The sequence below is a fragment of the Gorillibacterium timonense genome (assembly GCF_001457415.1).
GTDB lineage: Bacteria > Bacillota > Bacilli > Paenibacillales > NBRC-103111 > Gorillibacterium > Gorillibacterium timonense.
Genome location: NZ_LN881723.1, coordinates 560,900 through 584,161 on the forward strand (window position 1 = coordinate 560,900; position 23,262 = coordinate 584,161).

The 23,262-nt window shown below is 53.2% G+C and carries 18 protein-coding genes and 1 riboswitch; of the genes, 5 read left to right on the plus strand and 13 right to left on the minus strand.

Annotation, left to right across the window (positions count from 1 at the left end):
* Positions 1-3: 3 nt before the first annotated feature.
* From BN2684_RS10260 to gcvH, 8 genes are all read right to left on the minus strand, one after another.
* Positions 4-1,362, minus strand: coding sequence for an MATE family efflux transporter (locus BN2684_RS10260; protein WP_234340211.1), 1,359 nt, complete (start codon positions 1,360-1,362; stop codon positions 4-6).
* 297 nt (positions 1,363-1,659) lie between these two features.
* A complete protein-coding gene (gene adhE, locus BN2684_RS10265) occupies positions 1,660-4,266 on the minus strand; it encodes a bifunctional acetaldehyde-CoA/alcohol dehydrogenase (RefSeq protein ID WP_058302075.1) in 2,607 nt (868 codons plus the stop codon).
* Between the two features lie 477 nt (positions 4,267-4,743).
* Positions 4,744-6,408: a (2Fe-2S) ferredoxin domain-containing protein gene (locus BN2684_RS10270; RefSeq protein WP_058302076.1), complete on the minus strand. Its 1,665-nt coding sequence runs from the start codon at positions 6,406-6,408 to the stop codon at positions 4,744-4,746.
* A gap of 182 nt (positions 6,409-6,590) precedes the next feature.
* A complete protein-coding gene (locus BN2684_RS10275; RefSeq protein WP_058302077.1) occupies positions 6,591-7,973 on the minus strand; it encodes a monomeric [FeFe] hydrogenase in 1,383 nt (460 codons plus the stop codon).
* Positions 7,974-8,057: 84 nt separating this feature from the next.
* Complete coding sequence (locus tag BN2684_RS10280; protein WP_199825312.1) at positions 8,058-9,236, minus strand: SpoIIE family protein phosphatase; 1,179 nt, start codon at positions 9,234-9,236, stop codon at positions 8,058-8,060.
* 38 nt (positions 9,237-9,274) lie between these two features.
* Positions 9,275-10,993, minus strand: a complete 1,719-nt coding sequence (locus BN2684_RS10285) for a [Fe-Fe] hydrogenase large subunit C-terminal domain-containing protein (RefSeq protein ID WP_058302078.1) — start codon at positions 10,991-10,993, stop codon at positions 9,275-9,277.
* A complete protein-coding gene (locus tag BN2684_RS10290) occupies positions 10,990-11,238 on the minus strand; it encodes a (2Fe-2S) ferredoxin domain-containing protein (RefSeq protein WP_058302079.1) in 249 nt (82 codons plus the stop codon). The genes BN2684_RS10285 and BN2684_RS10290 overlap by 4 nt, the downstream gene beginning before the upstream one ends.
* 377 nt (positions 11,239-11,615) lie before the next feature.
* Positions 11,616-12,014: a glycine cleavage system protein GcvH gene (gene gcvH / locus BN2684_RS10295; RefSeq protein ID WP_058302080.1), complete on the minus strand. Its 399-nt coding sequence runs from the start codon at positions 12,012-12,014 to the stop codon at positions 11,616-11,618.
* A gap of 228 nt (positions 12,015-12,242) precedes the next feature.
* Positions 12,243-12,338, plus strand: a riboswitch (glycine riboswitch).
* Positions 12,339-12,642: 304 nt separating this feature from the next.
* Between gcvH and gcvT the strand changes: the two genes are divergently transcribed.
* The 3 genes from gcvT to gcvPB are packed head-to-tail and all read left to right on the plus strand — an operon-like array spanning position 12,643 to position 16,636.
* Complete coding sequence (gcvT, locus tag BN2684_RS10300; protein WP_058302081.1) at positions 12,643-13,764, plus strand: glycine cleavage system aminomethyltransferase GcvT; 1,122 nt, start codon at positions 12,643-12,645, stop codon at positions 13,762-13,764.
* Entirely contained in the window at positions 13,761-15,116 is a 1,356-nt protein-coding gene (gcvPA, locus tag BN2684_RS10305) for an aminomethyl-transferring glycine dehydrogenase subunit GcvPA (RefSeq protein ID WP_058302082.1), read from the plus strand. Before gcvT ends, gcvPA begins: the two co-directional genes overlap by 4 nt.
* Entirely contained in the window at positions 15,113-16,636 is a 1,524-nt protein-coding gene (gcvPB, locus tag BN2684_RS10310) for an aminomethyl-transferring glycine dehydrogenase subunit GcvPB (protein ID WP_082651872.1), read from the plus strand. The genes gcvPA and gcvPB overlap by 4 nt, the downstream gene beginning before the upstream one ends.
* 112 nt (positions 16,637-16,748) lie before the next feature.
* On the opposite strand, the gene BN2684_RS10315 is transcribed toward gcvPB, so the two are convergent.
* Positions 16,749-17,453 (minus strand): MBL fold metallo-hydrolase, encoded by a 705-nt coding sequence (locus BN2684_RS10315; RefSeq protein WP_058302083.1) that lies wholly within the window; start codon positions 17,451-17,453, stop codon positions 16,749-16,751.
* Positions 17,454-17,615: 162 nt separating this feature from the next.
* On the opposite strand from BN2684_RS10315, the gene BN2684_RS10320 reads away from it, so the two are divergent.
* Positions 17,616-18,242 (plus strand): hypothetical protein, encoded by a 627-nt coding sequence (locus BN2684_RS10320; RefSeq protein WP_058302084.1) that lies wholly within the window; start codon positions 17,616-17,618, stop codon positions 18,240-18,242.
* Between the two features lie 38 nt (positions 18,243-18,280).
* Here the strand turns inward: BN2684_RS10320 and BN2684_RS10325 are convergent, their stop codons facing one another.
* Together BN2684_RS10325 and BN2684_RS10330 are read right to left on the minus strand one after the other, a co-directional pair.
* Positions 18,281-18,871 (minus strand): DUF1349 domain-containing protein, encoded by a 591-nt coding sequence (locus tag BN2684_RS10325; protein WP_058302085.1) that lies wholly within the window; start codon positions 18,869-18,871, stop codon positions 18,281-18,283.
* Entirely contained in the window at positions 18,868-19,290 is a 423-nt protein-coding gene (locus BN2684_RS10330; protein WP_058302086.1) for an ester cyclase, read from the minus strand. Before BN2684_RS10330 ends, BN2684_RS10325 begins: the two co-directional genes overlap by 4 nt.
* Positions 19,291-19,432: 142 nt before the next feature.
* Here BN2684_RS10330 and BN2684_RS10335 point away from each other — a divergent pair, with 142 nt between their 5' ends.
* Positions 19,433-20,386 (plus strand): AraC family transcriptional regulator, encoded by a 954-nt coding sequence (locus BN2684_RS10335; protein ID WP_058302087.1) that lies wholly within the window; start codon positions 19,433-19,435, stop codon positions 20,384-20,386.
* Between the two features lie 118 nt (positions 20,387-20,504).
* Here BN2684_RS10335 and BN2684_RS10340 read toward each other — a convergent pair whose 3' ends face one another.
* Both BN2684_RS10340 and BN2684_RS10345 read right to left on the minus strand, forming a co-directional pair.
* On the minus strand, positions 20,505-20,945 hold the full coding sequence (locus BN2684_RS10340; RefSeq protein WP_058302088.1) for a hypothetical protein: 441 nt from the start codon (positions 20,943-20,945) through the stop codon (positions 20,505-20,507).
* Positions 20,946-21,559: 614 nt separating this feature from the next.
* Positions 21,560-22,924: an FAD-dependent oxidoreductase gene (locus BN2684_RS10345; RefSeq protein WP_058302089.1), complete on the minus strand. Its 1,365-nt coding sequence runs from the start codon at positions 22,922-22,924 to the stop codon at positions 21,560-21,562.
* Positions 22,925-23,262 lie beyond the last annotated feature (338 nt).

A 23,262-nucleotide genomic window follows, 5' to 3' on the forward strand; every position in this document is an offset into this window, starting at 1 on the left:
CGATTAATGAGTCGCTTGTGCACTCTCGGGAGTCACCAGAGCATAATTCTCCCACTTCCGGCTGCGCCAGCGGAAGTACATGATAACGGCGCGCGTCCACTCGTCCGCCGCGATGGCGAGCCAGACCCCGGCAAGGCCGAGGTTCAATTGGAACACGAGCAGATAGCCGAGCGGCAAGCTCATCCCAACCATCGATAAAAGGCCCATCCACACCGGGAAGGAGGCGTCGCCCGCCGCGCGCATAGAGTTGATGATGACCATGTTGATCGCACGGCCCGTTTCCAGCAGGATACTCAAGAGAATGACCTGCGCGCCCATCTCGATGACAACCGAATCCTTCGTGAAGAGCCGCATGAACGACTCCCGAAACAGGATGGCTGCCCCCACCATGATCACAGTTCCGATGAGCGCAATCTTCACGCTTCCCCATACCCGTACATAGGCGTCATCCTTCCGGCCTGCCCCCACATAGCGGCCTACCATGATCGATGTCCCCATCGCCACCGCCATGGCGAACAGATAGATGAACTGCGACAGATTCGCCGCATACTGGCGAGCCGCCATCGCCTCCGCACCGAGGAAGGTCACATAGAAGAGGAACGTCATCTGGCAAGCCTGGTAAATGATCTGCTCGAACGCAGACGGCAATCCGATCTTAACGATCTTGCTGATGCGCTCGCGTGAGAACTGCCAATAGTCCACAAACCGCGGCTTCCACTCCATCACGCGATAGAACAACCAGATGAAGACCAAGAGCGCCAGGAAACGGCTCAGCATCGTGGAGATTGCCGCTCCTTCCACGCCAAGCTCCGGGAAAAACCCATTTCCGAAGATCAGGAAGTAGTTCATGATGACGTGGAACACGTTCATCCCGAACGACACAAACATCGCTTCCTTGGTGTACCCGTGCACCCGAATGACGGCGGAGAAAGAGTTCAAGACCGCCTGAAGGAAGATCGCACTGCCCACAATGGCAAAATAGCTTTCCCCATACTGCAGAATCTCCCCGCTCACATTCATCGCTTGAAGCATGGAACTATGAAAGAAGAAAAAGACCACGCTGATCAAAAGCCCGACCAGCAGGTTCATGCTCACGGCGAGCGCGGAGATGCGGCCCGCCTCTTCCCGGTTTCTCGAACCAAGGTATTGCGCCACCACAATGGAGGCTCCGTTGCCGATGACCTCCAGAATCAGAATAGCAATGGATAGAAACTGGTTTGCCGCACCCACGCCGGAAACGGCGTTGTCCGAAATTGCGCTAAGCATGAACGTATCTGCCATACCCAGCATCATGAAGAGGAACAGCTCCAGAAAGATCGGCCATGTCAGCCGAAAGAGCTTGAATTCGTTTGTTGAAGCCACCCGGATGATCCCACCTGTCGAATGATGTCGCTTACGATACTTGGAGCATCGTATCATTGAAAGCGCCTCACATTCTACTGTTTTTTTGGCACATTTCTTATGCGATGTTGGCGTAAGGCGCGCCCTCTTCTAGTACGCTGTGGCTTAAAACCGTGGTCTCCGCACAACTTCCCATACGATTCATCTCCACACGATTAGGACTGACAGCGTCCTAGGCGCCAATAAAAGCAGCAGACTGCCGATGAATCGACAGCCTGCTGCTTGGTTGGGCGTTGCGATTGTTCTAAAAGGTACTTCTTAGTTCTTGCCGTAGAAGGCGTCACGGTAGAGTTGAGCCAGCTCGGTGACGAGCGGCATCCGCGGGTTAGCCGTAGTGCATTGGTCCTCGAAGGCGCGGTCAGCCAGGTAATCAGCTTTGGCTTCGAAGTCCTTCGCGTTGATTCCGACTTGTTGGAACGATTCCTCGATACCGAGCGTCTTGTTCAGCTTGCGGATGGCTTCGATCAGGCTGTTCACGCCTTCTTCCGTCGTCCGGGCCGGAAGGCCAAGGAAGCGGGAGATTTCGGCATAGCGTTCGTCGGCGATGAAGTGGGTATATTTCGGGAACGAAGCGAACTTCGTCGGTTTTTGAGCATTGTATTTGATGACATACGGCATCAGGATTGCGTTGGTGCGGCCGTGGGAGGTGTGGAACTCAGCACCCCATTTGTGCGCCAGGCTGTGGTTGATGCCGAGGAACGAGTTCGCGAAGGCCATACCGGCGATGCAGGAAGCATTGTGCATGTGTTCGCGGGCTGCAGGGTCTCCCGTTTGGTACGATTTCTCGATGTTGTCGAACACCAGCTTGATAGCCTTGAGGGCGAGTCCGTCGGTGAAGTCGTTCGCCATGACCGATACATACGCTTCGATGGCGTGGGTCAGAACGTCCATACCGGTGTCGGCTACAGCAACCTTCGGCAGCGAGTAGACGAATTCCGGATCGACGATCGCTACGTCCGGCGTGAGCTCATAGTCGGCCAGCGGATATTTCGTGTTGCCTTGGTTCTTGTCGGTGATAACCGCGAAGGAGGTTACTTCCGAGCCGGTACCCGAGGTCGTCGGGATGGCAACGAATTGAGCTTTCTTGCCGAGGCGTGGGTATTTGTAGATCCGTTTGCGGATATCCATGAACTTCTGCTTCAGGGCGTGGAAGCTGGTATCCGGGTATTCGTAGAACAGCCACATGGCTTTCGCTGCGTCCATCGGGGAACCGCCGCCGAGAGCGATGATGCAGTCCGGTTGGAATCGATTCATCATGTCTACACCGCGGTCAACCGTCGTGGTGGACGGATCAGGCTCAACATCCGAGAAAACTTCGATGAAGACCGGCGTTTGACGTTTGCGCAGGTAGTGCTCTACCTTCTCGACATAGCCGAGCTTAACCATGATGGGGTCGGTAACGATCATGACGCGGGAGATGTCAGGCATTTTGGCCAGGTATTGGGTTGCACCTTTTTCGAAGTAAACCTTCGAAGGAACCTTGAACCATTGCATGTTCACCGTGCGGTATGCTACGCGTTTTACGTTGATCAGGTTGACAGCCGTTACGTTCGACGAAGTAGCGTTGCGTCCGTACGATCCGCAGCCCAGCGTCAGCGACGGAAGGTTGGTGTTGTAGATGTCGCCGATAGCGCCTTGCGTCGAAGGCGAGTTAACGATGATACGACCCGTTTGCAGGCGGTCGGAGAAAGCTTGGATGACGGCGTCGTCGTTCGAGTGGATGACCGAGGAGTGGCCCATACCGCCGAAGTTGACAACTTGTGCGGCGCGATCGATGCCTTCTTGCGCGTTCTTGACACGGTATGCGGCGAGAATCGGGCTGAGCTTTTCAGCGGACAGCGGGAACTTCGGTCCAACGCCAGTGATTTCAGCTACAAGGATCTTCGTGTCAGCCGGCACCGTAATTCCAGCCATTTCAGCGATCTTGGCTGCCGGTTGGCCGACGATGGCCGGGTTGACAGCGCAGGTTTCAGGTTTAAGCGCCATGGCGGTCAGCTTGGCGATTTCGTCCTTGTTCAGGAAGTAGCAGCCTTGGGCGATCATGAGCTTTTTCACTTGGTCGTAAATCGGCTCTTCGATGATGACCGATTGCTCGGATGCGCAGATCATGCCGTTATCAAACGTCTTCGACAGAATGAGGTCGTTGACGGCTTGTTCCAGATAGGCGGTCTTCTCGATGAAGCAGGGCACGTTACCAGGGCCTACGCCGAGAGCCGGTTTGCCGCAGCTGTAAGCGGCTTTGACCATGCCCGAACCACCGGTAGCGAGAATCAGTGCAACGCCGGGATGATTCATCAAGGTGTTCGTGGCTTCCATGGACGGTTGTTCGATCCATTGGATGCAGTTTTCAGGAGCGCCATGCTTTACTGCAGCTTCATGCAGGATGCGAGCCGCTTCCGAGCTACATTTTTGAGCGGACGGGTGGAAGCCGAAGATGATCGGGTTGCGGGTTTTGATCGAGATGAGTGCTTTGAACATCGTCGTCGAGGTCGGGTTCGTCACCGGGGTGATCCCCATGACCACGCCTACCGGCTCGGCGATCTTTTGGTAGTTTTCGTACGGATTTTCTTCGATGACGCCTACGGTCTTGTCATACTTGATGCTGTGGTACACATATTCAGTGGAGAAAATGTTCTTCGTAATTTTATCTTCATAGACGCCGCGGCCGGTTTCTTCAACCGCCAGCTTGGCGAGGTACATGTGCTGATCGAGTCCGGCGAGTGCCATTTCTTGAACGATCTTGTCGATTTGCTCCTGATTCATTTCCATGAAGGCGTCTTGCGCTTTCTTGGCATTTTCGACGAGGCGATTGATTTGATCTTGAACGGTCACTGCGTCTTTCACTTTCTTTTCTTCCACTGCCATGGAAATCCCTCCGTTAATAAAGTTTTCGCCTTTTCTCTATTGGTTGGGGCTTAGCGAACGATGTTTGCGGCTTGCTTGTGATGAAAGTAACGTGAATAAATTCACATAATTGCTGAAAAAAAAGAATGAACTTGCTTCTCTTCTTACCGATTATCCTAAGCTAATGCGAGCTGATCATTTATAGTCCCGGTAGGCCTTTTTCGGTCCCATCTGCTCACACTAACTTGTTCCTTCCGATGAGTTCACTATACCCGATCTTCAAATGGTTTTCAAGGGGTTTAACAAAATAAAGTGAAAAATTTCTCATGAATCCGCTTTCCAGCATCCTCCAGTGATGGATCTGCCTATACGGTGTATAAAAATGACAGCAGAAAAAGCTAATAAATACCAGATAAAACTCTTTCTCCCGGTCAAAGCGATGCTTCGCAGGTCGGCTCCTCCCTGCTGAAGCATCGCTGATCGGCAGTGACCAATGTCTCAGCTGATGACCATGGCTCCCGCCTCCAGAAAGTGATCCAAGTAGGTCAACAGCGGATTGGCCGCCGAATGGCCGAAGGAACAGGAGGCCGTTTCCCGCAGCAATTCGGCTAATTCGCGCAGATGACGGAGCAAACCGGCATCCGGGTCCTCTTCCGTTAATCGGGAGAGGCTCTCTTCGATTCGCATCAATCCAATCCGGCAGGTGCTGCATCGCCCGCAGGATTGATTGCCCAAGAAGCCATACGCGGTGCGAACGGCATCAAGCAGGCTCTCCTTCTCTCCGATGACCCTAACCTCCGGCGCTCCCATCCCTTCGCTCCATTTCAACAGGGTTGGGTTCGAGAGAGGCAATCCGCATTGATCAGGCCGAAGGTAGCCTCCCGCCGGTCCTCCGTACTGAACGGCGCGAACGGCTTCCCCCTCCGGTACTCCTCCGCCGACTGACTCGATGACTTTGCCCAAGGCGAGGGAGGCCGCTACCTCGCAGATTCCTGGCTGCCGAATTCGTCCCGATAAGGCAAGGAGTTGGGTCTTACCGACGTCCGATACAACAACAGGATCGGCTTGCTTTCCAGCCTCCGCGGCCGCATGGGATAAGAGAGCGAACGTTTCGGGAGCGCCTACCATCACCGCCCCGCCTTCAAAGAACAGCCGACCGAGTGCGGACTCGACTCCCCCCCCTGGAATCGCTCTTCTCCCCTTCAGCGCCTCCAGCAAGGCGGTGGCTTCCTTCTGCAGGAAGTCCTCCTCTCCGATACAGAGCTCCAATCGGAACGAATAACCGCTTCCGAGGATACCCTCGCCCAGCAGGCCGCTGGCTGACGCCTCTTGAATCGCCAGCCGAAGCCGCCGGGCAGCGAGCTCGTATTCCGCGGGGACATGGATATACCCACAAGAAGCTCCCACCGCATAGCCCGCGAGCGCCAGCCCTTCGATGAGCGAATGTGGATCACTTTCGGCGAGCGCCTGGCGGAGAACCAGCCCCGGTGCCGCTTCGTTCAGGCTGCAGACGAGGCAATCCGCTTGACTGGAATCAGGCAAATAGCTCTGTGCCAGTTCCAGCAGGTCGGAAGGGTTTTTCCGCAAAACTGCATCTGTCCATGCTCGGTATTCGCCTGCCCCTATCGCTTCCTCCAGCCGTTCGGGGTTGATCTTTCCCCAGCGGCTCGTCAGCACCCGGGTCTGCCCAGAGAAGAAACTCCACTCCTCCATGAACGGCCTCTCACTCTGCGGGAGGGACAGAGCCTGAGGCGTCGCGTCTTCGGTTGCCCCGATATACCCGGCAACAAGCCGTTCGACCGGACGTCCCGCTTGCAGATGATCCTCTACGATCTCCCACACATCGGAAACGTGTACGGACGTATAGACCGTCCCTTCCGGGTATACGACAAGAACAGGCCCTTGCCCGCATATCCCGAGACAGCCGGTTTGAACGAGCTCGATCCGTTCGTCTTGCTTCCTGCGAATGAGCTCGTCGCGGACGGTAGCGTACAGCTCGCGCCCCTGCTTGTCGTGGCAGCCGCTTGCACCGCACACCATGACCGAGCGCAGGGCGGGTTCCCGGCTGCCTCCCGCAACCACCTCTTCTATTGGGCTTCGCTTCCGCCTCCGCATTTTATCAGCCCATTGAAGCTTTATCGTTTCCAGATCCGTTTCCGTCATATCGCGCTTCCCCTTTCTTTAAAGCGTGTGTTCAAACGGCATGAAATGAAATGGTCGACGACTTGAACCAACTGATCATCAAGTAAAAGGAGTCCGTACATGGAGTTCCAGCTGGCTTCCGGATTTCCGGTTCTTAAAAACACATGATGATCCGGATGGTTTCCTCCTTCTCATCGCTCGCCTCAAGAAATGGAGGCTACCGGCTTCTTCGCCGCATCCCGAAATCCCTTCATCTCCTTGACGGACTTGCGGATATCACGAATACAGCCGGGACCGCCCGCACAGCCGCCTACGCACGCCATGCCTTCCAGGAAATCGCCCTCCAGCTTGTTGAACTTCAGCTTGCGCAAATGCTGGATGCATTCCTCAGCCCCGTTGCCCGCCAAGGTCTGAACGCGAGCTTCCGGTTGCAGATACTCCAGAATTGCTTCCGTAACCCCGCCGGACCACGGAAAGCTGCGGCCAAGCCGGGTCGCATCGTTGATCTCTTCGCTTTCGCACTGGCGTGGGTCGATCGCAAAGGCGTCGAACAACGCATCAAGCTCGGCGAAGGTCATGGCAAAATGCTTCTTCGCTCCGTACGCGCCGAGCATCTCCGCCTTCTTCGAAATGCAGGGGCCGAAGAACACGGTATGCGCTTCCGCATCCAACCCTTCCAGCATCGTGACGATTTCGATCATTGGGGAAGGCGTCGTCGACATGTATTTCAGCACCGCCGGGTAATGCTTGCGGATTAATTGAACGAAGGACGGGCAGCAGGAGCTCGTCATCGGCTCATTCCCGTGCAGATGCTCCTCCAGCTCCAGCGCTTCCTTGCGGACCGTCTCGTCCGCTCCCATCGCCACCTCGAACACATGGGAGAAGCCAAGCCGCTTGAGCGCCCGCTTGATCTGGCCCATTTCGACACCAGGATACTGGCCGGTTACAGCAGGGGCGATGACGGCGTTCAGCCGTTTTTTCTCCAGAAGGAGATCAAGGACATCCAGGATAAACGTCTTATCGCCGATCGCTCCGAACGGGCAGCCCGAGATGCAGCGGCCGCAGTTGATGCATTTCTCTTCGTCGATGACGGCGATCTCCCCGCTGTCTACCGTGATCGCATTGACCGGACAGACCGCCTTGCACGGGCGCTGATGGTCGGTGATCGCCATATACGGACATACCTTGCTGCAGCGGCCGCATTCCAGGCATTTGTCGTAGTCGATCTGCGCCCGCTTGTTCACGATGCTAATCGCTCCGACCGGGCAGGTCTCCTTGCAGCGCTTGGAGATGCAGCCCTGGCAGGAATCGCTCACCGATACGCGGTGAACGGGGCACTGCTCACAGGCCGGCTTGATGACATGCACGATCTGCTCTCCCGCTTGCGGAAGCGCAAGCTTGACCCGCTCCTGAACGATGGCCCTCTCTCGGTAGACGCAGCAGCGAAACTGGGGCAACCCATCCGGGATGACCGTCTTCGGCACCTCGTCGAAGAGGAAATCCCTTCTGCGCGCGATGGCAAGCCGGCTGATCTCGGTAAGGACCGTGTGCTGGATACGTTCGACATCCGTTTCAAACTCCCACATGAGGAAACACTCCCTGTTTGTTTTCATTTGGGGCTATTTGGGCTATATCATGGAGTGGAAAGCACACTTGAAGCCTTAAGCGAACTAATAAAGCGTCCGGTCCGTCGGATAGCCGAGCTTCCGCAGCGCTTCGACGATCTCGTCGATGATTCTCAGCTTGATGTTGAGGTCAGCCGGAAAATGCGGGTTCTGATGCGCCGGATTGATCGCGGTTCCGACATGAAAATGGATTTCGGTAGCATCCTTCAGGATGCGGAGCAGCCGGGACACTCCGTCGCTGCCCGCAATCTCGCGAGGGATGCCCCCTTGTTCGGCATACTCTTTTAGTTGAAACAGCGCTTTGCGCAGCGTCAGAACGCCTTCGGTGACGAGGTCGATGCCTTCCATCTGGGCGATGGGAGGGATCTCCGCGTCGAGATGAGTGGGTAGCTCCACTCGAAGCGGACGGCCAAGAATCCGGGAGACGATGTTTGCCGAGGTGCCGCCGCAGATGATCTTTTTGCCCGGGGCTTCATGCCACAAGCGCACGACCTGCTCATCTCTGGCGGAGTCCTCGGGCGGGCCGATCAGAAGCGACACCGGAGACGGATAGCGGAATTTCACACAAACCGCCGTCGTGTCGTCTCCAGGCTCCATGCAGTACAGATGCTCGCAGGTCTCGGTGAGATAGCGGGAAGCCGCTTCCGCCGACGGGTCCCGCCGCATGAATCGTTCCATCGCTTCCGCTACATTGTCCCATTGCCAGCCGAGGTTGAGAATACCGCCTACTCCCGCATGGATGACCCCGTCGCTGACGAACAGGAACGCATCCTGCCGGTCCACGAGGAAGCGGCTTTCCTTGATCAGCCTGCCGTTGATCATCCGCTCCGAATGCTCGATCGGGACGAGCTTGCCGTTCTTGAAATGAAAGGTAGGCGGGTTATCATACTCAACCAAGTAGACGGTCCCGTCGTGGTAGGCTTGTAGAATCGTAAACGTCGAATAAGCAAGCCCGCGCACCTTGCAGACCGGCAACGTCTCGGCAACCGTCTGGACCACTTCCTCGATCAGCGCCCCGTTCTTTAGCATTTCGCCGGCGATTTTGGACGTGAGTGTGGCAAGGATATTGGCTTTCACCCCGCTGCCGAGCCCATCGGCCAAGATGACGATGGTCGAATCCTCACACGGGACAATGTTCACTTTATCGCCGCACAGCTCCTCTCCCTTCTTGATCAGGCTGGCGTAGCCGACTTCGGCAAACAACCGGGTTTTCTCCATAAACATTAGTCGCCCTTCTGTGTTGGTCTAGTTCGCTTTCAACCTTAGTCGCGAGAGATCAGCTGTTTCATCTTGGTGAGCGTGACCTTGGTGACGGCGGTCGTTTCACCGAGCAAGCTGGCGATTTCCTGGGAGACGCGCATCTGGTTGTCGATGACCTTCTGAGCCATCTCGATCGTCTCCTCCTTCAAGCACTGCAGCTTCTCCTGCTCCAGCTCCCGTTCGGTCAGATCGGTCAGAACCAACAGGTAAAAGCGGAAGTCCGGCAAGTAGGTGACGGTCACCATCGCGGTCTTCTTCCGGTCGGCAAAATAAACCTTGTTCAGCGTCTTCTCGGTCTTCACGAACGGAACATCGTCGAGGTTAACAAAGAGCTCGATCGGAACGTCGAGCATCTCTTTCATGCTCGCATCAAAGAACCGGCAAGCCGCTTCATTGACCTCCTGAACGATCAGCTCCTCGCTGACGGCGAGAATGCAATTCGGCGTCTTGTCGATAATGACGTTGGACAACGACTCCGCCTTGGCCTGCATGTACGGCATGCACATGTACAGCTCGGCTTTTCCCTCGAGCACCGCTTCCGCCTTCTCCCGGCAAGACGAGTAGCCGCAGGCGCCGCAATTCAGTTCATCCTCGGGGGAGTGCTTGCCGAACTTCTCCAGGATTCCGGTGATGGCTTGCTCCGAATGGCCGATCTTGCCCTTGCGGCGATCGGCAAAGCTCCGGGCCAGCGCTTCCGCAGGCAAGCGGGGAAGCTCCCGGCGAGGAGCCGGACTGTTCCGATAGCGGCTCACGCGCGCTTGCTTCTCCAGCAGGCCGCAGGCATCTCCCGACACCGGCCCGTTGATGCAGCCGCTGCTGCAGGCATTCAATTCCAGGAAGAAGGAACCTTCCTCCGGGTTGAGCCTGGACAAGACGGATTGGCACAGCTCAATCCCCGAATAAGCGCGATGCAGCTCCGGCAAGCCCTTGTCGAAGAAGGTCGTCTCGATGACGCCGTTTTCCACCGGGTAGAGGCGAGCCGCTTGTTCGTGCTCCTTACTAGGAGCAAGGTCATCCGCCGCAGCCGACAAGTCGCTTGCCATTCGGAAGCCCGGCACTGGGCCAGGCTCCTGCATCTGCTCCTGCGCTGCCTCGAAGGTAGCTATCTCATCGAAGGTCAGGACCGCATCGATGGCGCCGGGATTCACCATCGCTTCCTTTTTCTTGGCATAGCAAGGCCCGACGAAGACCACCTTGACGGAAGGGTCCATCGCCTTCAAGAGCTTGGCATGAGCGATCATCGGGGAATCGGTTTTGGCTAGACAAGAAAGCAGCTCCGGGTAATGGCGCTCGATCAGCTCGACGACAACCGGACAGGCGGTCGTGATGAGCCTTCCCCTATTCCGGAATTCCTCATAGTAGAGGCCGGACACCACCTCGGCCGCTTCCGCCGTTTCTCTTATCTCGCGAAAACCGATTTCGCGAAGCTTCTTCTTCATCCATCCGGGCTTGTGCTCATATGCAACATGGGAAGGCGCGAGGCTAACGACAAGGGGAGTTCCCGCCCGCAGCATGTCGCGAACCCGGTCCGCATCGCTCGGAACATGCATCGCTTTTTGCGGACATTCCCGGATGCAGAGCCCGCAGGCGATACAATCCTCCATCACATCGGCTTGATTGCCCTTGAACCGGATCGCCTTTACCGGGCAGTTGCGGATACAGCGATAACAGTTTTTGCAATTGGCTTCGGACGAGCGAACAAAGCTTGGACTTTCATTCATGGCGCCAACACTCCCAGCACATGATCCGCAAAAAAACCGTCCACATCCGTCGAATCCAACTCCACGCATGAATCCTCGTCGATTTTGACGGCAACCGCTTTTTGACAGCGCCCGGCGCAGAAGTTCGCTTGCAGTGTAATCCGATCCCCGAGCCCATGCTCCTCGATCAATTGCTGAAGTTCGCTGATGATGCGGTAAGACCCTCGCAAATGGCAGGAACTCCCCACGCATACGGACAAAATCATCCGGTTATTCCCCCTTCGAAGCATCCGGCATGGAACGATCCTGCCAGTTTGGTTAGAAGTATAGCACGATCGACGGGGAGGGGCTGTAGACTAATTGTGAAACTGTTCACGTAGTTTTTGCGGAAAAATACCCCTTACACTATGAAAAACCTCACAGACCGATTCGAATCATCGGTTGCGAGGCTTGATATCGAAGGCACTTGATCATCGAGAGCAATTGAACGTACCAGATGAGCAGCAGAAGCGTGTACCCAGAGTCGCGACAGGAATGGGTTAACGATCGATCCGCTCTTCCGGGCAATGCCAAAAAGCACCCGCCCGCGCCGGTCCATCAGGAACGGTTCGCGAGTTCGGGTGCTGCAGGCACATACGCAAGGTTAAGCCTGATCGGCGATGAGCTCTTCATATTTCTCGGGAGTAAGGAGCTCCGACAAAGCGTCATCGGGTTCTCCGTCGACTTCCAGCTCGACGATCCAGCCCTCTCCGTAGGGGTCCGTATTCACAAGCTCCGGCTGGTCGATCAGCGTTTCGTTCCGCTTGGTCACCGTTCCTCCGACAGGAGAATACAGATCGGAAACGGTCTTGACCGACTCGATGGTTCCGAGGCTGTCGCCCGCCGCTGCTTTCGCGCCCACTTCAGGCAGTTCAACAAATACGATATCGCCGAGACGGCTTTGGGCAAAATCCGTGATGCCGATCCGCACGGTGCGGGACGCCCCTTTTGCCGCCCATTCATGCTCTTCGCTGTACAGCAAATCCGCTTTGACTTCGCTCATGGAATGACCCTCGCTTTGATCATGCTCTTTTCCAATCGATGGGAAAAGGCCTTTGTGGTGACCTGGGCAGTGATTGCCGCATACGTATTTAAAGTACCGGATCGAACATACGGCTGTCAATGGGGGCGTCCTTGCTTTAAAAATTCAGTGTAAGTTATCTTGACATTGTCGCCCTTTTCGCTTATTAATGGAGTGAGAACCTTTTGCAATGACAAATATCATAGGCGGATGAACGCAATGGGAGAGATTACCGTAACCTCCTGGTAACGCCGAAGGAGTAAGCCGCAAGGTGAATCTCTCAGGCAAAAGGACCATTGCCGGACGCATCTCTGGAGAGCACCCGCGTTAGAGCTTGTTATCAAACCCGATCGGAAGTCGATTCCACTGGTTGGATTCTCGACCGATCGTAGGCTTGAACACACGCCCCGGGTCACCCAAGGGGAAACTTGCTTTCGGCCATTCACGCAAGGTAACTCTCAGGTACAAAGGACAGAGGGAAACGCACCGACTTTTTTCGGGAAGTCGCGAGTTTTCTTTTCTGTCCTTTTTTTGCGCGCTTTCGGATAATCCGCATGGCGTACGAACCACTCTAAACCCGTAGGAAAAAAGCAAACCGTGAGGTGAGAGGATGTCCGCATTGAAACAAACTCCGCTGTACCCGCTATATTCGGCTGTGGAAGGAGCACGCTGCATCGATTTCGGCGGTTGGGAGCTGCCCGTTCAATTCTCCGGAATTCAGGCCGAGCACGATGCCGTCCGAGATCGGGCGGGACTCTTCGACGTGTCTCACATGGGCGAGGTCTATGTGAGCGGCAAGGACGCAGAAGCTTATCTACAAAAGCTCACCGTAAACGATGTGACCCGGCTTGCGGACGGAGCCGCCCAGTACAGCCTCATGTGTTATCCGGATGGAGGAACCGTGGACGATCTGCTCGTCTACAAGCTGAATGCCGAAGCGTTCCTGCTCGTGCTGAACGCCTCCAATCTGGAAAAGGACATCGAATGGCTGACTCGCCATCTCGAAGGCGATGTGACGCTGAACGATCAGAGCGACCGGACGGCGCTGCTTGCTCTGCAGGGACCGCTCGCCGAGCTCATCCTGACGAAGCTCGCCGCAGAGCCCGATCGAGTGCGGGCACTGAAGCCGTTCACCTTCCTCGCGGAGACGGAGGTGGCAGGTGTGAAGCTTCTGCTCTCCCGGACCGGCTACACCGGAGAAGACGGCTTTGAGCTGTACGTCCCGGCAGAGCAAGCGGGTGCCCTGTGGACCCGCCTCTTGGAAGTCGGAGAACCGGAAGGTCTTGTACCGGTCGGCCTCGGAGCGCGGGATACGCTGCGTTTTGAAGCGGGGCTGGCGCTCTACGGACAGGAGCTGTCCGCGACGATCAGCCCGCTGGAAGCCGGACTCGCCCGTTGGGTGAAGCTCGACAAGGGCGATTTTATCGGCCGGGAGGCGCTTCTGCGTCAGAAGGAGCAAGGCGTGCCGCGCAAGCTGGTCGGCATCGAGATGATCGACCGCGGCATCCCGCGCTCGCATTACCCTCTCTATGCGATTGGCGAGCCGATCGGAGAAGTCACCACCGGCACCCGCTCGCCCAGCCTGAAGCGAGACCTCGGCCTCGCCCTCGTGAAGGCGGAGTATGCGGAGCTCGGCACCGAGATTGAAATCGAAATTCGCGGCAAGCGGCTGAAGGCCGTCGTCATCGCCGCGCCATTCTATAAACGCATCCGGAAGGAGAAGGCGAAATGAAGCATCGCTACCTGCCCATCACCGAGCAAGACGAGCAAGCCATGCTGCAAGAGATCGGGGTCGGCTCGGTCGAAGACCTGTTCGCCGACATCCCCGAGGACGTCCGGTTCAAGGGACGGCTGAACGTATCTGAAGCGCTTGACGAATACGAGCTGTTGAAGCACATGCGGACATTGGCCGGGAAGAACGCCGATTCCGACCGCTACGTCAGCTTTCTCGGAGCCGGCATCTACGATCACCACGTTCCGGTCGTCATCAATCACGTCATCTCCCGCTCCGAATTCTACACCGCCTATACGCCTTATCAGCCGGAGATCAGCCAAGGCGAGCTGCAGGCGATCTTCGAATTCCAGTCGTACATCTGCGAGCTGACCGGCATGGCCGCCGCCAATGCGAGCATGTACGACGGCGCGACTGCGCTCGGTGAAGCAGGCGCCCTTGCGGCGGCCCATACCCGCCGCCGCAAGCTCGTCGTCTCCCGGGCCGTCCATCCCGAGGCCCGGCAGATCGTGAAGACCACCGCCCATGGCCTCAACCTCGACGTGGTCGAGGTGGACATCGCAGACGGGGTCACGGACGCTGCCGCGCTCGCGGCAGCCGTCGACGGCGATACCGCGGCGGTCCTCGTCCAGTCGCCGAACTTCTTCGGCGCCATCGAGGACCTCGTCGCGATCGAGCCCGTCGTGCACGGCGCAGGCGCGCTCTTCATCGTGAGCGCGAATCCGCTCGCGATGGGGCTTCTTGAGCCGCCGGGCCGGCTCGGCGCCGACATCTGCGTCGGCGATGCGCAGCCGCTCGGCATCTCCGAATCGCTCGGCGGCCCGACCTGCGGCTTCTTCGCCGTCACCGACGCCTTGAAGCGCCGGATGCCCGGCCGCATCGTCGGCCAGACGGTCGACCGCGACGGCAAGCGCGGCTTCGTGCTCACGCTGCAAACCCGCGAGCAGCACATTCGCCGCGAAAAGGCGACCTCGAACATCTGCTCGAATCAGGCGCTGCTCGCCCTCTGCGCTTCGGTTTACCTCTCCGTGATGGGCAAGGAAGGCTTGAAGGAAGCCGCGAGTCTGAATGTGCAAAAAGCTCATTACGCCGCCAAGACGCTCGCCGCTATACCAGGAGTGGAGCAGGCGCTTCCCGCTCCCTTCTTCAATGAATTCGTGCTGAAGGTAGCGCAAGATGCCTCGCTGGCCGAAGTGAACGAACAGCTTCTCGCCGCAGGCTTCATCGGCGGCTACGACCTCGGACGGGATTATCCCGAGTTCGCCGGTCACCTGCTCATCGCCGTAACCGAACGCCGCACGAAGGGCGAGATCGACCATTTTGCCAAAGAGCTGGAGGGGATCCTGGGATGAACATTCGCATTGACCACTTGAACGCCGCCGATCCGGGCGCATCCGCCGGCTCCGGTTCTGCTGGGGAACATGACCAAGCGCTCATCTTCGAGCTCAGCCGCCCCGGCCGTATCGCCTACTCGCTGCCCATCTGTGACGTGCCAGAAGTCGAGGTTTCGGAGCTGATTCCCGAGGCTCTTCTCCGGAAGAAAGCCGCCGAGCTGCCGGAGGTGTATGAAGTCGATGTCATTCGCCACTACACGGCCCTGTCCCGCCGCAACTTCGGTATCGACAACGGCTTCTATCCGCTCGGCTCCTGTACGATGAAATACAACCCGAAGATCAATGAAGACACCGCCCGCTTCCCCGGCTTTGCGAAGATTCACCCGTATCAGCCGGAATCGTCGATCCAAGGCGCGCTTGAACTCATGTTCACGCTGCAGGAGGATCTCGCCGCCATCACCGGTATGGATCAGGTGACCCTGCAACCCGCCGCCGGAGCGCATGGCGAATGGACCGGGCTCATGATGATCCGCGCGTACCACGAGAAGAACGGCGAAAAGCGCACCAAGGTCATCGTCCCCGACTCGTCGCACGGCACGAACCCGGCGAGCGCTACCGCCGCCGGCTTTGAGACGGTGACGATTAAGTCGACGCCGAATGGCCTGGTCGATCTCGACGCCCTGCGCGCCGCCGTCGGCCCGGACACCGCCGCCCTCATGCTCACGAACCCGAACACGCTCGGCTTGTTCGAGCGCGACATCCGCGCGATCGCGGACATCATCCATGAGGCGGGCGGGCTCGTCTACTATGACGGCGCCAACTCCAACGCCATCATGGGCATCACGCGCCCCGGCGACATGGGCTTTGACGTCGTGCACCTGAACCTGCACAAGACGATGAGCACCCCGCACGGCGGCGGCGGCCCCGGAGCCGGTCCGGTCGGCGTGAAGGCGAAGCTCATTCCGTTCCTGCCGAGCCCGCTCGTCGTTCGGAGCGAGGACGGAACCTATGCGCTCGACGCCGACCGCCCGGATTCCATCGGCCGCGTCAAGGCGTACTACGGCAACTTTGGCATTCTCGTTCGCGCCTACACGTACATTCGCAGCTACGGCCCTGAAGGCTTGCGCCGTGTCTCCGAATGCGCGGTCCTGAACGCCAACTACATGCGCAAGCGGCTCTCCGCTTACTACGAAGCGCCGTATGACACGATCTGCAAGCACGAATTCGTCCTCTCCGGCAAAAAGCTCGCCGCCTACGGCGTCCGCACCCTCGACGTCGCCAAGCGCTTGCTTGATTTCGGCTACCACCCGCCGACGATCTACTTCCCGCTCAACGTCGAGGAGTGCATCATGATCGAGCCGACCGAAACAGAGAGCAAGGAAACGCTCGATGGCTTCATCGACACGATGATCCGCATCGCGAAGGAAGCCGAGACCGATCCCGACTTGCTCCACAACGCACCTTACACGACGGCAGTCCGCCGCCTGGACGAAGCGCTCGCCGCGCGGAAGCCGGTCTTGAACTGCTCCTGCGGGTAAGCCATTCGAATTTCAATCATAAAGCCGAAGAGGCTACATCGATTCCCGACCCGGGCCCTCGTTGTATCCTCTTCGGCTCTTTTCTTAATCGTGCTGCATGATCAGACACGCTCTAAATAATCCTTACGATATGCTCGGATATTCTTGGATACTTTGCAATCACGGACGCATCATGACTGGGTAAAGGAATCATGCCCTCACGATGAACCTGCTTAATAAACTCCCGATTTTTCTCTAAGTTATACACGTTTCCATTTGGAATCTGCCTCTCAAAATTATCAAGCATGTAGGTCTCATCTCCGGAGATGACATACTTTTGTTCTCCTTCATGAAAATAAATGACAGAAGATCCTTTCGTATGTCCACCGATTACCTTAAAGCAAAAGGAACCTTCAACTTCAAACACATCTTCAACCATCTGTATTTTTGATGTTAGCATGAGCTGACTTGTAACCTTTGGGTATGCCTTTTGGATTTTCTCCCACGCATCTTTTGCAACGATGATGTCGGCTCCTTGGTACAAATCCAGACTTTCCACATGATCAAAATGCTCATGCGTGATAAAGATAAGATCGGCTCTTCCCCCTGTTAACGCAAGCACTTCCTCCTTCACATCAAGCAAATGCGTACCATATCCCTTTGCGGTTTCCTCGCTTCGAAAACCCGTATCAAACAAAACCACCTGCTCACCTATCTTTGCAACATAGTACAAAAACACAAACCCAGGAACCAGTTCGGTTCGCTCATCATGATGATAAAGGGTACGATAATCTGCATATTTGAATTCGTTTGCAAAGTGCACGGCGTAAAGTTCCATCTTCTCTCACTCCATTCAATATCGTATTTTCAATCTCTTGATTTCATGGCGCCTGAGCATGCCCTAGGTGAAACATCCACATTCCATTATTTTCTTTACGTAACAAATGGAGTGCGATATATTGAAATGGAAGTATTTTGCATGTAGGCAGGAGGCTCATTGATGGTAACACTCAAAAGGAAAAAGATCCTGTTTTCGGGTTTAGCCATTCTTTGTCTAGCAGGATTATCCCTTGTTTATACGAATCTATTGAAGTCCGATTCTTCTGTTAAGAGAGTATCCATTCAGGCATGTGTTATTGTTTTTACCGACACGGAAGGTTTGATAAATGACTCCGATCTCGTCGTTGTTGCAAGTCCCTTGGATGCTTTTGAAGATCGGGAGCCTGTTCTCAGCAATTACTCAAGCGGCGACCTCATGAGCTTTCATACAAATACAAAAATCAAGATTTCAAAAGTTCTGAAAAACAATACCGATTTAGACTTGAAGGAATCCTCGATCATGACCATTGTTGAACCGATTGCGGTAAGCACGAATGCGCTTGGAGAAAAGGAGATCCTGGCGATTGAGGATTATAAAGAGATGGAAGCAAATAAAGAATACTTGATGTTTATTCAAGGTACATTACCAGGGATTTACGGCTTGAACAACTTGAATAACGGAAAGTTTGAACTGACTTCATCCATTGATGCAGCAAAATCATCTCAAGAAGAAACCGATCCGGTTCATGTCCAATTGAAACATGACCTTTTCTCGAAATATGGATTAATTGCTTCCCAAACCGATTGACGCTGATTGATATCCATACGATTAAGGTTGCTAGCGTACTAGGTATGAGCTTCCCACTTGCATTCCGTTATTTCCATATGAGAAAAAGTTGCTTTAAAGGATGAACGTTCAGGACTACACGCATAAATTCCAAATGTAATTTCCTTCGCCCCTTCCCATAAATGACAAATTCTCATCTGTTTAAAAATCACACCATCTGTACTGCACTCCATACAATAGTCGCTTTCTCGTCTACTCAAACGGTACCACATTTCTTTAATGGAAGCCGGTATATCGGTTGTCGCCCAATCCGAATAGCCATGATTTGTAACTACGCTTCCTAACCGCTGATACTCCTCATTCTCATATTCAATCGATGCCTTAATCCAATTTTCGCTATCCAGGTAAATGACAACTCCGCACTGATCAAAGCGATGCCTGCTCTCAAATTGTGTCTTTACCATAAAAGTGAAGAACGGATCTTCTGATTTCATTTGCAGAACCGGAGCATTGTCATTCTGAAATCCATAATAGGTGCGCTGCCACAAATCAGTTCCTGGCTCTGTATAGATTTCAATTTTTCCTTCATCTATTACAGCCTTGAGCGGTTTTCTTATCCAAAACAAATTCTGTTCTACAAACTTCTTCATCGATTATCCTCCAAACCTTCTAACGGGTTCTCTTCCAAAAAGGCTTTGATAGACAGATCCGGCCAATATCCCCAGGATTCCGTGATGACACCATCCTTTAACCTAAAATTTTCCAAAGCCTCAAATTCTATTCGCTTTCCAGTTGGTTTTATTCCCATACAGATCCCCGTATGGATCCCTGTGAATTTTATTCGAGAAGCAACCCTATCCTTTTCTTCTATGAGATCTAACACTTCAATCTGCAAATCCGAAAACATAGCTTCGACTACCTTTAAAATACCAACCGCTTCTTGATTACTTCTCGCAGCAGCCGGGCTATGGTCATAATAATCAACAGCCATGTGCTTCATCGCAAAATCATATCGATGATTTTGATAGCTTTCCACAAAAAACGCCTTTACAATTTCTTTGTTCGTCATAAGTGCCTCCTAGATATTGTTCATTTTGTTATAATAATATAGACATTTCGGGTCCATATCTATTACAAAACGGACATATTCTATAACGAAATCGCCAAATCGAGTTTCGCAACAAGAAATAGGAGGAGAAGGGGACTACCTCATGAACGTTGCAAAAAGTAACGATTGCACGATAACTATGGACAGGAATCAAAAAGAACGATTGCATCATGGTTCTTTATCATTCCCATGCGCTTCCTATGAAGCAACGTTTACCAATGATGAAGGGGATGATATTCCCTGGCACTGGCACGATGAACTGGAATTGATTTTTATTGAGGAGGGTGTCCTAACTTTACAAACTCCTTCATTTCACTTTACCTTAACTAAGGGAGATGGAATTTTTATTCATTCGGGCATTCTGCATTATGCTGTTGCCGCTCCCTTTTGCAGCATGAACTCCCTATTATTTCATACCGATCTCATCTGCAGTGAAAAGGACCAGATTTTTTACCAAAAATACCTAAAGCCTCTGATTACCGCTTCAAATTCAGAAGCACTACTGATCTCTGAACCTTCTTATGCTCCGTTTCGCAATAGCTCCTATTTAACGAAAAACTATTTACAAATCAGGAATGATTTTCAGAGTGCCTATCATCACCTTTCCAACTACGAACATGCTCCCAACGCGACTTTTGGAGTAGAATTTGCAATCAGAAACCATTTATCCACGATCTGTATTTTTCTCTCGAAAGCAGCCACAGAAGAGTCACTAAATTCAAGCACAATCTCTACGATCGATACCTACCGCTTTAAAAAAATGGTGAAGTTCATTGAGGAACAGTACCAAAAACAAATCTACTTGAAAGACATTGCGGCTTCAGCCAATATCAGCAGCCGTGAATGCTTAAGATGCTTCCACAAAATCACGAAAACCTCTCCGATCCAGTATCTGCTAAATTACCGCTTAAGTAGAGCCTCCCTTTTATTATCTAGCGAACCTTTCAAAACCGTTACCGAAATTGCTTATTCCTGTGGCTTCAAAAGCTCAAGCTATTTCACGAAAATGTTTCGCCTGCATTTTCTTGTCTCCCCCACTGAGTACAAAAAAACCTGAATCTGTGATCGAAATAAATCCAGTTAGGATTATTCGGTGAACCACCTGTATTGATAAATTAGTGAAAGCATGATTCAACAGAAAAACCTTGAAAGGCACGAAGCTTATCAAGGTTATCTTATAGTACCGCTATCAAACTTTGTTCAACTGCGCTTTGAAAAGAGAAGTGGAGGTATTTATTTATACTTCGGATGAAATCTTTCTTTTGCAGCCATTTTTCATTGTCATAGCTACTGTCACCATCGTCAATGTCAACTATAAACTTCCCCGCTAAAATAGCAGCTCTTCTATCTACAAAAGTAGCACTATCATCAACTTCAACTTTAACAATATTCGGTTGAATGAACTGAATATAAATATACTCTTTAGACTTGGAATGATGTGACCACCTCGGGTCATCTATCCATTTATCCCATGACAATGCAATTTCCGCACCTTTTCTAAGTAGATGATCATTTCCAAATCTAGATACGCTTGCATTTTCGAAAAACATTACTCGTTTTAGGTCCTCTATTGTTGGTAATGAATCTGCATCTTTAATCTTAATATACAGTTCCATAGTAACCTTCTCCCTCTACTCGGTAATCAACTAATTTTTATTCCTTGCGTTTATCTAAAATGAAGGTATGCAAATAATGATACCAAAACTACTATGAATGCTGCTGATATACCCGTAATTTTCTTAATCATTTTATCCCCTTTTCTTATGTGAGTATTGGTAAGTTTGCTCCCCGTATTACTTTGCTACAGTGCTAGCTTTTTCGGAGTTGTTGAACGTTTCCTATGGTGTCGTTAACCGTTTGGCATTCACTGACTAGTACCTCCTCCAAAAGTTTGAACAAAGCAGAGCTCCTTCCCTCCCTCAGGTTGTGTTGTCCTGAGTTCGCCGGTACTATGATCCCCTCGTACTCCCATCTTGCAGATGGCTCATTTCACCTATTGGCTATTAGAGCTTCTCGTTACATAAAAACTTCGTACGGGAGAGGGTCTCCCTTGTTCACAACATCCTCCAATGACCGGACTCTCACCAGATAGACGATGAGTGCTTTATTGAATACGCGCCAACACAAAGAAACCGCAGAATCTCACGTTCTTCCCCTATCCGGGTTAGACGCGATTCTGCGGCTCGGCACCGCTTAGCAATACCGGTGTAAGTCGTCAGTTCGTATTGGATTAGACCGTAACCTCTTCTTTGCGGGTGATTTCTTTCGGCAAAGCCTGAAGCCCGGCGGTGTTCAAGAAATTCCATGGTTTATTGTAATGGGGTTGGAAGAAGAAGTCGATAAATGCGAGTTGGTCGACAGTCATTCGATTCTGGATGCATACCGATAAGGTGTTGATCGACTGCGTCAAATCCATCTTGGACATGATCTGAGCTCCGAGGATTCGGCGAGTGGCGCGATCAAACACTACTTTCAGCTGAACCTGCTCAAAGGAGGGCATGAACTCCGGTCGGTAATTATCCGTCATCATCACGGTATCGATATCCATACCTTCCGCCTTGGCCCCATCCTCGGTCAACCCGGTTCCTGCAATGTTCAATTCATAGATTTTGATCCCCGAAGTCCCCTGCGTTCCCATGTAAGGGATCGTAGGCGTTACCAGATTACGTGCAACAAGGGTCCCCATGCGCACGGCATTGGTGGCCAGTGGAATGTAGGCGTGTTTGCCGGTCGGGTTGTAACGAATCGCACAGCTGTCTCCAGCCGCATAAACATCCGGCTGACTGGTTTGCATATAGTCATTGACTAGAATCGCTCCGCCCGGCAGCATCTCCACTTGCCCCTTCAGCAAGTCGGTATTCGGACGGAACCCGATGCACAGGATGACCAAGTCCGTCTCATGCTCGCCTTTGCTTGTGATCACCTTCGTTACCTTTCCATTCTCTCCGGCAAAAGAGCTTACCTTCTCTCCCAAAGCCAGGGTGATTCCGCGTTCTTCCAAGGACTTTTGAATTGGAGTGGTGAACTCTTCGTCCAAGTATTTGCTCAAGATTCGATCCTCACCGTCGATCAGCGTAACGTGTTTGCCGTTCATCTCAAAGGCTTCCACCAATTCAACCCCGATATAGCCTGCACCGACCACCGTGATTCGGTTCACCTGTTTCGCTCGTTCGATGATCGCATTGGAATGGTTGGAGTTTTTCGATAACAGGATGCCGTCCAGGTCCATGCCCACAAGATTCGGGATAATCGGCCAAGAACCCGTCGTGACAACCAGCTTGTCATAGGAATCGTCAAACTCCTCTCCTGTTTGCAAGTCGCGGGCATGAAGGGTTTTACGTTCCGTATTGACATTTATGACTTCATGAAGCATTTTCGTCTTGACCCCCAACTCCGCCAGCTTCTCGGGCGACGAATAGAACAGCCCTTGAGGATCTTGTACTACCCCGCCTATATAAAGTGCGATTCCGCAAGAAAGAAAGGAGATGTTATCATTTCGTTCATATACCGTAATCTCGGCATCCGGGTAAAGCTGTGCGATGTTGACAATCGCTGCCGTACCGGCATGAGTACAACCAATGACTGCTACTTTCATGATGATTCCTCCTCTTATCCTTATGTTTTCTTTTTCACGTGATTTTTATCACATGTTCTATCTTGATTGTAAGGGTATCAATCCGATAATGCAAGTATTATTGTGACTTTTCTCACAATAACACAAATCCAAATATCCCCATTTCCGATCCTCATTGGTGAGACCTCAATTAGGGTTACCCAAAACACTAAATAACAATAAGCTCCTATTGGTAAAAGGAATGGTGAGCAACTCCAGCTAAGGCTGCTTTTGACCGAACGATTCCTCGCAAAAAAAGCCGACAAAGGAAGAACCCTTGTCGGCTTGCTTGTAAGGCAGGGAGCATTCCACTGTCAGGC

Coding starts and splice junctions, on each gene's coding strand:
- adhE (WP_058302075.1), bottom strand. CDS start 4,266: ATGGCAGTGGAAGAAAAGAAAGTGAAAGACGCAGTGACCGTTCAAGAT.
- BN2684_RS10325 (WP_058302085.1), bottom strand. CDS start 18,871: ATGAAGAAGTTTGTAGAACAGAATTTGTTTTGGATAAGAAAACCGCTC.
- BN2684_RS10280 (WP_199825312.1), bottom strand. CDS start 9,236: ATGTTTATGGAGAAAACCCGGTTGTTTGCCGAAGTCGGCTACGCCAGC.
- gcvPA (WP_058302082.1), top strand. CDS start 13,761: ATGAAGCATCGCTACCTGCCCATCACCGAGCAAGACGAGCAAGCCATG.
- BN2684_RS10315 (WP_058302083.1), bottom strand. CDS start 17,453: ATGGAACTTTACGCCGTGCACTTTGCAAACGAATTCAAATATGCAGAT.
- BN2684_RS10335 (WP_058302087.1), top strand. CDS start 19,433: ATGAACGTTGCAAAAAGTAACGATTGCACGATAACTATGGACAGGAAT.
- gcvT (WP_058302081.1), top strand. CDS start 12,643: ATGTCCGCATTGAAACAAACTCCGCTGTACCCGCTATATTCGGCTGTG.
- BN2684_RS10290 (WP_058302079.1), bottom strand. CDS start 11,238: ATGATTTTGTCCGTATGCGTGGGGAGTTCCTGCCATTTGCGAGGGTCT.
- BN2684_RS10275 (WP_058302077.1), bottom strand. CDS start 7,973: ATGTGGGAGTTTGAAACGGATGTCGAACGTATCCAGCACACGGTCCTT.
- BN2684_RS10285 (WP_058302078.1), bottom strand. CDS start 10,993: ATGAATGAAAGTCCAAGCTTTGTTCGCTCGTCCGAAGCCAATTGCAAA.
- BN2684_RS10345 (WP_058302089.1), bottom strand. CDS start 22,924: ATGAAAGTAGCAGTCATTGGTTGTACTCATGCCGGTACGGCAGCGATT.
- BN2684_RS10270 (WP_058302076.1), bottom strand. CDS start 6,408: ATGACGGAAACGGATCTGGAAACGATAAAGCTTCAATGGGCTGATAAA.
- BN2684_RS10340 (WP_058302088.1), bottom strand. CDS start 20,945: ATGGAACTGTATATTAAGATTAAAGATGCAGATTCATTACCAACAATA.
- gcvPB (WP_082651872.1), top strand. CDS start 15,113: ATGAACATTCGCATTGACCACTTGAACGCCGCCGATCCGGGCGCATCC.
- BN2684_RS10330 (WP_058302086.1), bottom strand. CDS start 19,290: ATGACGAACAAAGAAATTGTAAAGGCGTTTTTTGTGGAAAGCTATCAA.
- BN2684_RS10320 (WP_058302084.1), top strand. CDS start 17,616: ATGGTAACACTCAAAAGGAAAAAGATCCTGTTTTCGGGTTTAGCCATT.
- gcvH (WP_058302080.1), bottom strand. CDS start 12,014: ATGAGCGAAGTCAAAGCGGATTTGCTGTACAGCGAAGAGCATGAATGG.